Origin of the sequence: Streptantibioticus rubrisoli, from assembly GCF_024436055.1 — a bacterium.
Lineage (GTDB): Bacteria > Actinomycetota > Actinomycetes > Streptomycetales > Streptomycetaceae > Streptantibioticus_A > Streptantibioticus_A rubrisoli.
On sequence record NZ_JANFNH010000003.1, the window covers coordinates 171,362 to 185,192 of the forward strand.

The 13,831-nt window shown below is 71.9% G+C and carries 13 protein-coding genes and 1 pseudogene; 6 read left to right on the top strand and 8 right to left on the bottom strand.

All coding sequences use genetic code 11. The features are described 5' to 3' along the window. Positions 1-52: 52 nt before the first annotated feature. A complete protein-coding gene (locus NON19_RS05690) occupies positions 53-1,456 on the top strand; it encodes a M14 family zinc carboxypeptidase (protein WP_255925516.1) in 1,404 nt (467 codons plus the stop codon). 38 nt (positions 1,457-1,494) lie between these two features. Here NON19_RS05690 and NON19_RS05695 read toward each other — a convergent pair whose 3' ends face one another. After that, the gene (locus NON19_RS05695; protein WP_255925517.1) at positions 1,495-2,826 is read right to left on the bottom strand and encodes a hypothetical protein; all 1,332 of its coding nucleotides are present in this window, start codon (positions 2,824-2,826) and stop codon (positions 1,495-1,497) included. Between the two features lie 64 nt (positions 2,827-2,890). Between NON19_RS05695 and NON19_RS05700 the strand changes: the two genes are divergently transcribed. After that, a complete protein-coding gene (locus NON19_RS05700; protein ID WP_255925518.1) occupies positions 2,891-4,045 on the top strand; it encodes a PucR family transcriptional regulator in 1,155 nt (384 codons plus the stop codon). A 107-nt stretch (positions 4,046-4,152) separates the two neighbouring features. Here NON19_RS05700 and NON19_RS05705 read toward each other — a convergent pair whose 3' ends face one another. Together NON19_RS05705 and NON19_RS05710 are read right to left on the bottom strand one after the other, a co-directional pair. Then, on the bottom strand, positions 4,153-4,755 hold the full coding sequence (locus NON19_RS05705) for a DUF4232 domain-containing protein (protein ID WP_255925519.1): 603 nt from the start codon (positions 4,753-4,755) through the stop codon (positions 4,153-4,155). A gap of 106 nt (positions 4,756-4,861) precedes the next feature. Next, complete coding sequence (locus tag NON19_RS05710; protein ID WP_255925520.1) at positions 4,862-5,716, bottom strand: class II glutamine amidotransferase; 855 nt, start codon at positions 5,714-5,716, stop codon at positions 4,862-4,864. 172 nt (positions 5,717-5,888) lie between these two features. Here NON19_RS05710 and NON19_RS05715 point away from each other — a divergent pair, with 172 nt between their 5' ends. Next, positions 5,889-7,124: a L,D-transpeptidase gene (locus NON19_RS05715; protein WP_308213653.1), complete on the top strand. Its 1,236-nt coding sequence runs from the start codon at positions 5,889-5,891 to the stop codon at positions 7,122-7,124. Between the two features lie 3 nt (positions 7,125-7,127). Here the strand turns inward: NON19_RS05715 and NON19_RS05720 are convergent, their stop codons facing one another. From NON19_RS05720 to NON19_RS05740, 5 genes and pseudogenes are all read right to left on the bottom strand, one after another. Next, positions 7,128-7,337, bottom strand: coding sequence for a ferredoxin (locus NON19_RS05720; RefSeq protein ID WP_255925521.1), 210 nt, complete (start codon positions 7,335-7,337; stop codon positions 7,128-7,130). A 5-nt stretch (positions 7,338-7,342) separates the two neighbouring features. After that, entirely contained in the window at positions 7,343-8,563 is a 1,221-nt protein-coding gene (locus NON19_RS05725; RefSeq protein ID WP_255925522.1) for a cytochrome P450, read from the bottom strand. A gap of 72 nt (positions 8,564-8,635) precedes the next feature. Beyond that, positions 8,636-9,259, bottom strand: coding sequence for a beta-ketoacyl reductase (locus NON19_RS33580; RefSeq protein ID WP_255925672.1), 624 nt, complete (start codon positions 9,257-9,259; stop codon positions 8,636-8,638). Positions 9,260-9,283: 24 nt separating this feature from the next. Continuing rightward, positions 9,284-10,263: pseudogene (locus NON19_RS33585) on the bottom strand (beta-ketoacyl [acyl carrier protein] synthase domain-containing protein); the annotation flags it as partial. Between the two features lie 161 nt (positions 10,264-10,424). Next, positions 10,425-10,712 carry a hypothetical protein gene (locus tag NON19_RS05740; protein ID WP_255925523.1) on the bottom strand — a complete coding sequence of 96 codons (288 nt, stop codon included), beginning with the start codon at positions 10,710-10,712 and terminating at the stop codon, positions 10,425-10,427. Positions 10,713-10,733: 21 nt separating this feature from the next. On the opposite strand from NON19_RS05740, the gene NON19_RS05745 reads away from it, so the two are divergent. From NON19_RS05745 to NON19_RS05755, 3 genes are all read left to right on the top strand, one after another. Further along, on the top strand, positions 10,734-10,940 hold the full coding sequence (locus NON19_RS05745; protein WP_255925524.1) for a hypothetical protein: 207 nt from the start codon (positions 10,734-10,736) through the stop codon (positions 10,938-10,940). A 311-nt stretch (positions 10,941-11,251) separates the two neighbouring features. Then, the gene (locus tag NON19_RS05750) at positions 11,252-13,483 is read left to right on the top strand and encodes an MMPL family transporter (RefSeq protein WP_255925525.1); all 2,232 of its coding nucleotides are present in this window, start codon (positions 11,252-11,254) and stop codon (positions 13,481-13,483) included. Continuing rightward, positions 13,464-13,739, top strand: a complete 276-nt coding sequence (locus NON19_RS05755) for a hypothetical protein (protein ID WP_255925526.1) — start codon at positions 13,464-13,466, stop codon at positions 13,737-13,739. Before NON19_RS05750 ends, NON19_RS05755 begins: the two co-directional genes overlap by 20 nt. The last annotated feature ends 92 nt before the right edge of the window (positions 13,740-13,831 follow it).

Below are 13,831 nucleotides of genomic sequence, written 5' to 3' on the forward strand. Positions count from 1 at the left end.
AATGCAAGGCCGTCGTGCACGCGCAGCCATCCCCCCACGGAAGGCCAATCGCATGTCCCTGTCCCGGAAACGCCTGGCGGGCATAGCCGCCGGAGCGGTGGTCGCGGTCGCCGCGGCCACGCTCCCGCAGGCATCGTTAGCCATCGCCCGCACCAACTCCCCGCAAGCCCCGCACGCGGCCACCCAGGACACGGCCGTCGTCTACCGCGTCCGCACCCACCGTCCGCAGGACGCCCAGACGTTGATGCGTGCCGGATACGACCTCATGGAACGCCGCCAGGGCAACGACCTGTTCGTGCTCGGCGACCGCACGACCGGCGAGCAGCTCAGACACCTCGGCTTCGCCCCCACCGTCGTCAAGGCGGCGAAGCGCCCGACCCCCCGTGCCGTACCCGCGGACACCAGTGGCACGTACGACGGCGGATACCACACCGTGGACGCCCACTACGCGCACATGGACCAGGTCGCCTCGCAGCACCCGGACCTGGCCACGGTCGTCACCTACGGCCAGTCCTGGCTCAAGCAGAACGGCATGGGCGGCCATGACCTGAAGGCGATCTGCGTCACCAAGCGGCAGCAGGGCGACTGCCAGCTCAACCCCGGCTCGCCCAAGCCGCGGTTCTTCCTGATGAGCCAGATCCACGCCCGGGAGATCACCACCGGAGAGGTCTCCTGGCGCTGGATCGACGAGCTGACCAACGACTACGGCAAGGACCCGGACATCACCAAGCTGATGGACACCACCGAGATGTGGGTGGTGCCGATCGCCAACCCGGACGGCGTCGACATGGTCGCACAAGGCGGCGACAACCCCGTCCTGCAGCGCAAGAACGCCGATGACTCAGACGGTTCCTCGTGCGGCCAGGGCGGCCAGATCGGCGTCGACCTCAACCGCAACGCGGGCACCCACTGGGGCACCACCGGCACCTCGGACCAGCCGTGCGACGAGGTCTACCTCGGCCCGGCCGCCGACTCGGAGGTGGAGAACACCGCGCTGGAAGGGCTGTTCCGCCAGCTCTACCCGGCGGTGCGCACCGGCACCGGCGACTCGGACCCGTCGCCCGCCGACACCCGGGGCATGATGATCACCCTGCACAGCGACGCCAGCATGGTGCTCTTCCCCTGGGAGTACGACAGCAGCGTCCACACCGGCAACGACGCCGCGCTGCGCGCCCTGGCCGGACAGATGGGGTCGATCACCGGCTACCAGTCGGGCCAGGCCGGTGAGATCCTCTACAACGCCTCCGGCGGCACCGACGACTGGACGTACGACAAGCTCGGTCTGGCCAGCTTCACCATCGAGATCGGCGATGTCGACAACCGCGGCTGCGACGGGTTCACCCCGCCGTTCTCCTGCCAGGACAGCTACTTCTGGCCCAAGATGAAGCCCGCGTTGATGTACGCCGCGCAGCACGCCGCGGCGCCGTACCAGACGGCGCCGCGGGCCCGGCGGTAGCGCCGTTGGGGTTCCCGGGGCGAACCCCGGGAACCCCGCTACGGCTTGCCCTCGCCGCACAGCTTCCGTTCGTCGTGCAGGGCGAACGGCGTGGTGTGCAGATCGACCAGTTCGACGCCGAAGATCCGCAGCCGTAGCGTGAGTTGGGTGCTCAGGTCGTAACCCGCGTACAGCGCCCAACCGGGCCTGCCGTCGTTGGCCGCGGACGCCTGGCCCTTGAGGTAGACGGACAGATCGCCGCCCACGCCCGCCGCGCCGTACAGGAACACGGAAGCCTGCGCCCCGATCCGGGCTGTCGCGGTGGCGGCACCGGCGATCCGCGGCTGACCGCCCTCGGTGCGCTGGTCCACCTCGTGCAGCGGCTGCCAGCCGCGCGTACGGTCGTAGCGCGCCCCCACGGTGAACGATCCCGTGGTGTGCTGCTCGGCGTCGAGGACGATGCGGCCGTCCGCCGAGAACCGGTAGGAGAAGGTCACCTCGGCGCTGACCACCACCGGCACCGGTCCCACCCAGAAGGTGTACTGACCGCTCACCGCGGCCAGCGGCACCGAGACGGTACCGGTGTCAACGTGGCCCGGCACCTTGCCGTGCAGGCTCCAGCCGTACCCGTAGGTACCGCCGAGGCCGACCGCGGCGCGCTCGGGCAGTGCGCTGTGGGCGCCGCGCTCGTACTGGAAGACCAGCTCGGGGCTGAAGTCCACCTCGCCGCCCAGCCGGGCCGGGGAACGGTCGGTCGCCTCGACGCCGCTGGGCAGCGGCACGTCCAACGCCAGGCGGAGCGTGGGGTGTTGCGGGGACGCCGACGGGGTCTGCCGCGAGTCGTCCTTCGTCGTGACGCCCGCGGACAGCGGCCTGACCTTCAGCTGACGCGGCGCCAGCGCGGCTCGCTTGTCGACCCGCTGGTCGCCGAGCAGTTCCGAGACGGTCGCCGGGGCGGTGGCCACCTCCGTGTGGCCCTTGGCCGCCCTGACGACCTTCGCCACCTTGAACAGCGCCCCGGACGGCGCGGTACGGCTCGGCGCGGAGGCGATCACATCACCGGTGCGCACCGATGCGGCCTTCGGCGCGCTGAGCACCGCGCGATGGCTTCGGGCGTCGTACGAGGACAGCCGCACCGGCGCGGAACTCCCGTTGCCGGACGGCGTGTTGCCGGGTGTCTCGGCGACCGCCGCCCCCGCGTCGGCGCTGTCCACCGGGGCGTCCAGCGGGACGTCCGGTGCGGTGCTCGCCGAGGGGCTGGCGTCGGCCGCCACCGCGGTCCGGCCGGGGTCGTCCAGGGATGGCAGCAGCGCGTGGGCGCCGAGTGCGGCGGGCACGAGCACGCCGAGCGCTGCGGCGGGCACCGCTATGCGGCGCCAGGGAACGGCCATGAAGAGGTCCCTCCGGAGGGTGAACGGACTCCCATAGCATGACGGTCGGTGATCTTGGGGAGCCATGGAGAAGGACAGCGAGTTGAGCCAGGACGGCGTGGAGGTTTCCACAACGGTGCAGGAGGCCGTCGCCGCGCTGCACACCGACCTCGACCAGCTGGTCGAGGTGGTCGCGGGACGCCTCAGGACACGGCTGCCCTCGTACGCGGCGGTCCCGCCCGGGCTGCTGAAGCTGCGGGTGCGCCGGGCGCTGGCGGGCGGGATATCGGCGGTGCGGCGGCTGGCCCAACTACCCGGCACCGACCCGGACTTCGGGCAGCGCGGCGGTTGGCCGCCGGAGTACGCGCCCAGGGTCGAGGACGTCATCGCGGCGTACCGGATCGGTGTGGACACCGTGTGGTCCCGCTTCCAGGCGGAGATGGCCAAGCGCCAGGCGCCCGCCGAGGAACTGCTGGCGGTCGGGGAGAGCGTATGGGCCTGGGCCGGTGCGATCACCGTGCACCTGGTCCGCCGGGCCAACGGTGACGGGCAGCGGGCGGACCGGCGGCGCGAGGCGTATGTGCGCACCCTGCTGCTGGACCCGGCCGCCGCCTCGGCCGACGGTGACGGTCTCGACCAGGCGGCCGTCCGGCTGCCGTTCCGGGCCCGTTCGGCCTCCGGCGGCACGGTACCGGCCGAGGTGGTGGAGCTGCTGCGGCCCTGGCTCGCGGTGGACACGACGGGCGGGGCGCTGGTCACCGTGGTGGACGGGGACGTGGCCGGATTGCTGGTCGCCCGGCCGTGCGGGCTGCGGCGCCATCTGGTCGTCGGACTGGGCGCCGGGGTGGAGCCGTACCGGCTCGCCGCGGAGTTCACCCAGGCCACCCAGGCGCTGACAACCGCCGTGGGTTTCGGCCTCGTTGGCGTGTTCACCCGCGAGGAGCTGGGCCTGCGGGCGGCGGTGGTCAGCGCGCCCGCGCTCGGTCGACAGCTGGTGGAGCAGCGGCTGGCCCCGCTGCGTGAGCGCGGCGAGGAGGGCGCCCAGCTGGAGGAGGCGGTCGCGGCGTACCTGCGGTACGGGATGCGGGTGGAGGCGGCGGCGCGGACCTTGTTCGTGCACCCGAACACGCTGCGCAACCGGCTGCGCCGGTTCGAGGAGGCGACGGGCACCAGCCTGCGCGATCCGGCCGATCTGGCCGAGATCTGGTGGGCGTTGGCCCACCGCCGCATACACGGTTAGGCGCTCCGCTGACAGTGCGGGCGATGTGCCGTCGATCGTCCGCGGCACCCTTGTGGCTGGTCGCGCCCACGCGGCGGAGCCGCATGTGAACACAGCCCCGCGCCCCCTCAGGGCGCTACCGAACCGCCTGATGGGCTCTGCGCGGCCGCCAGGGTGGTGACCTGCATCGTCTCCCCGCAGGCGCGGAACTTGGCCTTCCGGTGGCGGGGGTCGGTGATCGGCACGTCCGCGCGCACCATGTCGTGCGGTGCGCGTACCACCGCCTCGCTCTCGCTGACGCACAGGTCGCTGGCGCCCTTCGCACCCCTGGGGGTGTACCGCAGGTCGAACGTCACACCCGCGCCCCTGGACAGGGTGACGGCCGCGGGCCGACCGCGGCCGACGCCGTTGACCGCGTTGGCCTTGCCGTTGTGCACGGCCACCACCGGGAAGCCGCCGAACACACAGCGGCCCTTGCCCCGGTTGACCGCCGACAGCTGGGCGTCGGGGAGTTGGAGCAGGGTGAAGCTCCAACGCAGCGCGCGGGTACGGCAGCTGGGCGCGGAGCCGTTCGCCGCCGCCGGGCTGGCCGGAAGGCTGGCATGGCTGGCGCGGGGCGGGTCCGGGGGCCCCGCAGGACTGCCGTGCGCGGCCGTGGGGCCGCAGGCGGCCACCCCGAGCGCGGTGGAAAACGCCGCTACGACCCCGAGAAGGCGATGCTTGGCTCCCATGGACTGCCCCCAGTTATCCGGCTGTTGCGTTGCGCATGGTGGTCCAACCATCCGCCCTTGGAGGATCATCCCAGAACGCGCTCCGGCCGACGAGGTGCCCATCGCGCTACCCGGTGCGCTGTGAGGCGGCGGCCTCGGGGCGTAGGTCGTCCAGGGTCAGCCGGTGCGCTGGCGGTTGCGGCAGCACCTGCCGGTACGTGGCCCGCGGACCGGGGCCGACGTGCAGGAGTTCACCGGAACCCAGGTCTCGCCAGGCTGGGTTGTCGTCCAGCCGTTCACTGGCGACCACCACGGCCGGGGTGTCGGCGAGGTCGTAGGAGCGTACCCGCAGTCGGCCGCCGCTGCCGGTGTGTTCCAGGTGGCGGCCGGTGCCGCGCTCCAGCACGTACAGCTCGTGGGTGTCCGGATAGCGCAGCGCCCACAACTCCCCGGGGGTGATCAGCACCAGGTTGAGCGCGAACACCGGCAGGTTCTCGGCGATCCAGCGCGCCGCGTGCTCGATGCCCGCGCCCACGTCGCCGCCGTGCGCCGCGGCCTCCCGGGTGATCAGCGCGAAGAACCGCTCCGAGTCGGTGTCACCGCGCACCAGGCCGAGGTCGTCGCCCAGGTGCCGGTCCAACGCGTCCAGCCCCTCGATGACACCGTTGTGCGCGAACAGCCGCCCCTGCTGCAGGAACGGATGCGTGTTGCGCTCCAACAGCGCACCGGTGGAGGCGTAGCGCACATGCGCGACGAAGGTGGCCGACTCCACCCGTCTGGCGTCCTCGGCGAACGCCCGGTCCCGGTAGGCGGCGATCGGCGCCTTGTGCACATGGGCGGTGCCTGACGCGTCGTAGAACCCCAACCCCGTGCCGTCCGGGTCCCGGCGGCTCTGCGCGCTGAGGCTGTCCGGGGCCTGGAGCAGCCAGAAGACCGCGCCCACCCGTTGCGGCGCGCTGCTCATGCCGAAGAGTCGGCACATGTCGTTCTTCCTCCGTCTCTGTGCGCCGGGGGCCTCGGTTACGAGGATGACAGCACTCACAGCCGACGGCGGTAACGTCTTGTGTTCCGGGCGAGTTGACCGCAACCGAAAGGCGCGGTCCGAGTGTCCTGGGTGTTGTCGGGGTTGTGCAGGGCGTATCGAGGGGCAAGGCGTGAAGCGACGCACAGTTGGGGGATGGGACAAGGCCATGGGGTACCGCGGCCGTGCCGCGGCGGCCGCGGTGGGGCTGACGGCGCTGGCGCTCGGGGTGAGCGCCTGCTCGACCCCGGCCCACGGCCAGGGATCGGGGAAGGCGGCCCTGGCCGTGGACCCGGCCAAGATCACGGTGACCCTGCAGAAGGACTCCTCCGGGGACGTGGTTCCGGACAAGCCGGTGAAGATCTCCGTGCAGGACGGCAAGCTCGCCTCGGTAACGGTGGCCGACTCCAAGGGCGACGCGATACCCGGCACCCTGGACGCGGCCAGCGGCACCTGGACACCCAACTCGCCGTTCGGCGTCGGCCTGAACTACACGCTGCGGGCCAGCGCCACCACCCCCGGCCACAACGGCAGGCCCGCCACCCAGCAGGTCAACTTCACGGTGGAGACACCGGGCAGGGCGCTGGAGCTGGACTCGATCACTCCGGCCAAGGGCGCGGTGGTCGGGGTGGCCATGCCCATCTCGATCGTCTTCTCGCACCCGGTGGCCGACTCCGCGAAGGCCGCGGTGGAAAAGCAGTTGAAGGTCACCACCAGCCCGTCGGTGACCGGCGCCTGGCACTGGTTCGGCGACGAGCGGGTGGACTGGCGGCCCCAGCAGTTCTGGAAGTCCGGCACGCATGTGACGGTTGACGCCGACCTCAACGGCGTCAACGACGGCAACGGCCGCTACGGGACGCACAACTACGAGCACAGCTTCACCATCGGCGACGACGTCGAGGCGGTCTCCGACACCGCCAACCACAAGCTGAACGTCTACCAGAACGGCAAACTGGTGCGCTCGCTGCCCGCGGACAGCGGCAAGGCGGGCTTCTCCACCTGGGGCGGCACCATGGCGGTGATCGACAAGCAGCCGATGGTGGAGATGACCTCGTGCAGCGTCGGCATCCAGTGCGACAAGAACGGGCCGAACTACTACGACCTGAAGCTGCCCTGGGACGTGCACCTGACGGACTCCGGCACCTACGTCCACTACTCCACCGGAGACACCGACCCCGGTGTGGACAACAACTCGCACGGCTGCATCCACCTGTCGCTGGACGACGCGAAGTGGTTCTACAACTTGGTCAAGCAGGGCGACCCGGTCACCGTCAAGGGCGAGCCGAAGAACGCCGCTCCGGACAACGGCTACGCCGACTACAACCTCGACTGGTCGCAGTGGGTCGAGGGAAGCGCGCTGCACTCCTGACGGTCAGCCGTCGTCCTCCGCTTCGAGGACCCGGATGACGCTGTTCGGGCAGAGTTGTTCGGCCAGCCGGGCCTTGTGCCGCAGCGCGGGCGGCGGCCGGTCGTCGAGTACGACGACCAGGCCGTCGTCGTCGGACTGGTCGAACAACTCCGGGGCGTTCAGGGCACATTGACCCGCCCCCTGGCAGCGGCCGCGGTCGATCCGGATGCGCATGGTGATCACCCCTGCCAGGTGACGGGGAGCCGGTGGACCCCGTAGATGAACATGTCGTCGCGCAACGGCACCTGGTCCGCGGGCACCGCCAACCGCAGGGAGGGGAAGCGCTGGAACAGCGCCGGGTACCCGGCGCGCATCTCCATCCGCGCCAGTTGCTGGCCCAGGCACTGGTGGACGCCGTGCCCGAAGGCGATGTGGTGCGCGGCGCTACGGGTGATGTCCAGCTCATCGGGGTCGGCGAAGCGCTCGGGGTCCCGGTTGGCCGCGGCGATCGACGCGACCACCGTCTCGCCCTGGAGTATCCGCACTCCGGCGAACTCGATGTCCTCCCTGGCCACCCGCACCACGCCGAACTGCACGATGGTCAGGTACCGCAGCAGCTCCTCGACCGCGTTGTCCACCAGGTCGGGCCGGGTGCGCAGGGTGTGGGCCTGCTCGGGATGGCACAGCAGGGCGAAGGTGCCCAGCGCCAGCATGTTGGCCGTGGTCTCGTGCCCGGCGATCAGCAACAGCTGGCCGAGACCGGTCAGTTCCTGGTTGGTCAGCCCCGCCGAGGGGTCCTCGCTGTGGATCAGCTGGGACAGCAACGCGTCGTCCGGAAGCTGGCGCTTGACGGTCACCAGGGAGCGCATGTAGTCCCACAGCGCGTCCCGTGCCGCGTACACCGACTCCTTCGGCTCGTCCAGCCGGAACAGGGTCGCCGTCCACCGCTGGAAGTCGGCCCGCTCGGCGTACGGCACCCCGAGCAGCTCGCAGATCACCAGTGACGGGATCGGCCGGGCGAACGCCTCCACCAGGTCGACCGGCGGGCCGGTGCGCTCCATCGCGTCCAGGTGGTCGGCGACGATCCGCTCGATGCGCGGCGCCAACCCGCGCATCCGGCGCACCGTGAACCAGCGCGTCACCAGGCGGCGGTAGCGGGTGTGCTCGGGCGGATCCATGCCGATCAGCGAGCCCGGTATGCGCGGATCGCCGTCGCGGACGGGGAACGCCCGCACCGGCGACGAGGCGTGGCGGCGGTCGGAACTGAACCGTACGTCCTCCAGCACGGCGCGCACGTCCTCGTACCGGGTGAGCAGCCAGCCGATCTTTCCGTCCGGGAACGCGAGCCTGCTGATCGGACGGTCGCGCCGCAGCTCGCCGTACCCGTCGGGCGGATCGAACGGGCAGCCGCGACGGGTGGGCAACGGGGCCGGGAACGGCGTGGGCGATGCGACAGACACGGGCGGTGCTCCCTTCCACCGGCGTGGTCGGCGCACTCACCTCCCGAGCGGCCGGCCCATGAGCAAGCCCTCTCACCCCCGAGGGTAGTCCGTTGCCGAGGGCAACGTATCGCCCGCGTGTTCCACCTCCGTCTGTCGTTGCGCGACATACGGGGACTGCGCCACGTTTCCCACGGCGGCGGCCGAGGAGTACACCAGGAACAGGTCCAGCGGCCCTGCTCCGGCCACCTCGTCCAGTACCGCCCCACCGGCCAGCTTCGGCGCCAGCACGGCACGGAACCGCTCGTCTGTGAGGTCCGTCAGCCCCGCGTCGTCCAGGTGCATGGCGGAGTGCACGACGCCGCGCAACGGGTGCCCCGCCGCGTCCGCCTCCGCGACGATCCGCCGCATCGCCCCCGCGTCCGTCACGTCGGCCGCGTGCACGACCGCACCCACCCCGCGCTCGGCCAGTTCCGCCAGCAGGGCGGGCGCCTCCGGGCTGTCCCCGCCGCGGCGGCCGACAAGGGCCAGCCGCCGGGCACCCCGGTCGGCCAGCCAGCGCGCGCTGGCCGCGCCGAAGCCGCTGAGGCCACCCGCCACCAGATAGGTGCCCTGCGGATCGAGTCGCGGCGCAGCCGCGCGCCGCTCGACGGTCAGCGGCTCGTCCAGCGGATCGAAGGCCACCACGACCTTCCCGATGTGCCGGGAGTGCTGCATCGGCCGGAAGGCCTCGTCGATGCGCGAGGCCGGGTAGACGCTGTGCGGCAGCGGCCGGTAGCGGCCGGACCTGATGAGCCCGGCGACCTCCGCGAACTGCCGTGCGGCCAGGTCCGGTTGGTGCAGCAGCGCGGTCAGGTCCACGCCGTAGAAGGGTGTGCGGCCGTCGCTGTTGGCGGCGCTGCCCACGATCACGGCGCGCACCCGGTCCCCGTCGGCGAGCGCGTCCGCCAGTCGCTTCAGCAGCACCACACCGCCGCCCTCGGCGCGTACGTACCCGTCCGCACCGGCGGAGAACGACCGGCACCGGCCGGTCGGCGAGAGCATGGACGCCTGGCAGAAGCCCACGAAGTGGTACGGGCTGAGCAGTACGTTGACGCCGCCGACCAGCGCGGTGCGGCTGGTTCCGGCCAGCAGCGTCTGGCAGGCGTGCACCAGTGCCACCAGCGAGGACGAGCAGGCGGTGTCCACGATGAGGCTGGGGCCGCGCAGGTCGAGGAAGTGCGACAGCCGGTTGGCGGCGATGGAGGAGGCCGCCCCGGCCATCGTGTAGGCGTTGATGCCCTCCGGCGCGAGCATCTGCAGCGCGCCGTAGGAGTTGTCGGAGATGCCCACGAACACCGCGGTGTCGGAACCGGCGAGGGAGGCCGGGGCCACCCCGGCGCCGTCGCACGCCTCGACCGCCATCTCCAGCAGCATCCGGTGCTGCGGATCCATCTGGGCGGCTTCCTTGGGCGAGATGCCGAAGTAGGCGGCGTCGAATCCGGCGATGTCCGTCAGGAAGCCGCCCGCGTCGGTGTAGCTCTTGCCGGGGCGCGGCATGCCGGGGTCCACGAACTGCGTCGTGTCGAAGCGTTCCCCGGGGACCTCGGTGATCAGATCGCGTTTACCAGCGCGTCCCACAGACCGGCCAGATCCACGATGCCGCCGGGCAATCGGCAGGCCGCCCCGATCACCGCGATCGCCCGCTCTGGCGGACCGGCCTGGTATTCGCTTGCCCTCATCGATTTCTCCGACCCGAAATTCAGCTGGCCGCCCGCCTGAAAAAGCGGACGGGGCACGGCGGTTGACCGCCGCACGGCACCTACGATTTCCCGGAAACGCGGTGATCCTGGCACCCGGCCGGAATCGATGGCAAATACCGCCTACTCCCTTCGGCGGAACCTCAGCTAAACGACAGCAATCCGCGTCCCGCCACCGATCGCACCCCTCGGCTGGCGCACCCCAGCACGTCGCTGGTCGGCACCGCCGTACCGGTGGACCGCCGCCCGGCGAGCCGCCCCGAGGTGACGGAACCGGTCAGCAGCGAGTCCACCGGGGTGTAGCCCTGCCCGCCGCGCGCATCCGGGACCAGCACCGAACCGCCCACCACTCGCCCGCGCTGGCCGGAAGCGGCGTACCAGGTGATCCTCCCCGAGCCGCGCAGCCGCGCAGCCGCGTCGCCTGGGAGCAACTCGCCACCGCGTCCCCCCTGATGACCAGCCGTCCAGACGCGATGTCGCGGAACTCACCGGTGCCGGAGGAGCACTGGTCGAGCAGCGCGGAACCGCTGGCGGTGACCCGGCGGGGGAAGGCGTTCACCTCCGGCGTGAAGGAGATCGGTCTGCCTGGCTCGGTGCGCAGGAAGCACCGCAACCCGGGCGTGGCGGCGACCGCCCGCACCGGCGTCACCGTCCGGTAGCCGGTCGCGGTGAGGGCCGCGGTGAGGCCCAAGGTGACCAGGAACGTGACGGCGCGGCGGATCGTGAGAAGGAAAACGGTCGGCTTGAAACGGCCGGTCGGCATAACTGCCCCTATTCGTACGGTATTTCCTGTGCGTGGCGCCCGGCAGCATAGACCCGGCCGCGCCGCAGGACACTTCACGGCGCAGCGGTACAACCTCCTGATGGCGTAACCGCTTTTGACTGGCGGACGCCGAACCGGAAAGGATCGGCGGCGTTTTCGGGGAAGAATCGACGGAAAAAGAAGTGGGGATGTCTGCCGCTCGGGACCGTGCTGACCGGGTGGGTCCTCCGGTGCCCGCGGCGGGTTCTGGCGGCCGCGCTGCTGCTGGGCGCCGCGCTCGCGCTGTGCGCCAGCGGTGCCCAGAGCCGGTTGAGCAACGGCGGATACATCGCGGACGGCACCGAGGCGGTACGCGCCGAGAAGCTGCTGCGCACCCGGTTCGGCGCCGGAATCCCGGGCCTGGTGCTGTACGCCAGGTCGGCAACCGGGGCCACCGACCCGCCCGTCGAGTCCGCCGGGCGCACGCTGGCCGACCGGCTCGCCCGCGAACCGGGCGTGCGGCGCGTCTACACGTACTGGACCAGCGGACGGCAACCCCAACTGCTCAGCAGGGACGGGCATGCCGCACTGCTGCTGGCCGATCTGGACGGCGACGACTCCGCCTGGGCGCACACCGCGGAACGCCTGGTTCCGCGATACACCGGTGCGCACGGGCCGTTGCGGGTCTCGGCCACCGGCCCCGCGTGGGTGATCGCGCAGGCCACCCGGCTCAGCCACGAGGAGCTGCTGCGGGCCGAGTTGCTCGGCGCGCCGCTGACCGTCCTGGTGCTGCTGTTCGCCTTCCGGTCGCTCACCGCCGCGCTGCTGCCCGCGACGGTCGGCACGCTGTCGGTGGCCGGGACGTTCGCGGTGCTGCGGCTGCTGACGGCGGTGCTGCCGGTGTCCGCGTTCGCCGCCAACATCACCACGGCGCTGGGGTTCGGACTCGCCGTGGACTACGGGCTGTTCGTGGTCACCCGGTACCGGGAGGAGCTCGGCGCGGGCCACGGAGTCGAGGCGGCCGTGCTGCGCACCATGCACGCCGTGGGCCGCGTCATCGCCTTCTCCGCCGCCACGGTCGCGGTCTGCCTTTCCGGGCTGTTCGTCTTCCCCCTGGGCTTCCTGCGCGCACTGGCCCTGGCGGGCATCACGGTGGTGCTGCTGGCCGCGCTGACCAGTGTGACGGTGCTGCCCGCCCTGCTGGCCGTGGTCGGGCACCGCATCGACCGGTTCGATCCGCTGGCCCGGCTGCGCCGTACGGCCGGGCGCGGCGGCGAGCGCTGGCAGCGGATCGCCCGTGCGGTCACCGCCCGCCCGCTGCTCGCCGCCGTGGGCGCGACGGTGCTGCTGCTGGCGCTCGCGGCGCCGTTCGCGCACGTACGGTTCGGCGTCGCCGACGAACGCGTGCTGCCCGCCGACGTGGAGTCCCACGCGGTCGCCGCCCGCATCGAGCGGGAGTTCGACCTGCCGTGGACCAGGGCACTGGCGGTCGTGCTGCCGAACACCGACGTGGTGGAGCAGCAGGACGCCGTGGAGGAGTACGCCAGCCGCGTGTCCGCACTGCCCGGCGTCTCCCGCGTGCTGACCGGAACCGGAACCTACCGCGCCGGACACCGGGTGCTCGGCCCCACCACCGCCTCACTGCTGTACATCGCCGACGGCGCCACCTGGCTCGCGGTGGACGCCGACGGCTCACCGGCCGATGGCGAGCAACTCGTCCAGGAACTGCGGGCGTTGAGCGCACCAGGACCGCATCTGGTCTCCGGCCGCCCGGCCCGCGTACTGGACAACCGGAACGCGGTGCTGGACGTCCTGCCGACGGCCGCCACGATCATCGTCGGCTGTGTGCTGCTCCTGCTCATGCTGTTCACCGGCTCGGTGCTCATTCCGCTGAAGGCGGTGCTGGTGGGCGCGTTGAGCCTCGGCGCGAGCTTCGGCGCCATGGTGTACGTCTTCCAGGACGGCCGACTGCGCTGGCTGGTGGGCGACTTCACGGTCACCGGTGAACTGGACACCTCGCTACCGGTGTTGATGTTCGGCGCCGCGTTCGCGCTCTCCGTGGACTACGAGCTGTTCCTCATCTCCCGCATCCGCGAGGAGTACCGGGCCACCGGCGACCACCGGGCGGCCATCGTCGGCGGTGTCGCCCGCACCGGCCGGCTGATCACCATCGCCGCCACACTGGTGGCCGTCGCGCTCGCGCCGCTCGCCACCTCCGGCATCACCCTGTTGAAGATCACCGGCTGCGGTCTGGCCCTCGCCGTGCTGGTGGACGCCACCGTGGTGCGCGGTGTGCTGGTCCCGGCCGTGATGCGGCTGGCCGGAGCCGCCAACTGGTGGGCGCCGGCCCCGCTGGCCCGACTGCACCGCCGCGTCGACCCGCACCGGGACCGCGCACCCGTGCCGCCACCCAGGTCAACGCGGCCCGTAAGGAGGCACGTTGAGCGCGACGCCACCTGAGACCGCACCGCCGGTGCCATGGCGGGACACCAAGCGCCGCCTATGGCCACTGGGACTTCTCACCACGTTCCTGCCCTTCCTCGGCGGCCTGGGCGCGGCCACCGGCCTCGGCGGTTACGGCTGGTGGGCGCCGCAGGCCGGTCTGCTGCTGGTACCGGTGCTCGACTGGCGGGTGGGCGCGGACCGCTGCGTCGGCCCACCGCGGGACCGGGCGGCGGAACTACAGCGCGACCCCTACTACCGCCGGTGCCTGTAGGCCTTCGTACCGCTGCAGTACCTGGCGCTGCTGTGGGCCTGCCAGCAGTGGTCCCGGCCCGGCCTGGGCCCGCTCGGCGGCCTGGGGCTGGC

Bases quoted from the DNA above. Each gene is read 5' to 3' on its own strand.
- NON19_RS05690 (WP_255925516.1), top strand. From the start codon at position 53: ATGTCCCTGTCCCGGAAACGCCTGGCGGGCATAGCCGCCGGAGCGGTG.
- NON19_RS05695 (WP_255925517.1), bottom strand. From the start codon at position 2,826: ATGGCCGTTCCCTGGCGCCGCATAGCGGTGCCCGCCGCAGCGCTCGGC.
- NON19_RS05700 (WP_255925518.1), top strand. From the start codon at position 2,891: ATGGAGAAGGACAGCGAGTTGAGCCAGGACGGCGTGGAGGTTTCCACA.
- NON19_RS05705 (WP_255925519.1), bottom strand. From the start codon at position 4,755: ATGGGAGCCAAGCATCGCCTTCTCGGGGTCGTAGCGGCGTTTTCCACC.
- NON19_RS05710 (WP_255925520.1), bottom strand. From the start codon at position 5,716: ATGTGCCGACTCTTCGGCATGAGCAGCGCGCCGCAACGGGTGGGCGCG.
- NON19_RS05720 (WP_255925521.1), bottom strand. From the start codon at position 7,337: ATGCGCATCCGGATCGACCGCGGCCGCTGCCAGGGGGCGGGTCAATGT.
- NON19_RS33580 (WP_255925672.1), bottom strand. From the start codon at position 9,259: ATGCAGCACTCCCGGCACATCGGGAAGGTCGTGGTGGCCTTCGATCCG.
- NON19_RS05745 (WP_255925524.1), top strand. From the start codon at position 10,734: ATGACCAGCCGTCCAGACGCGATGTCGCGGAACTCACCGGTGCCGGAG.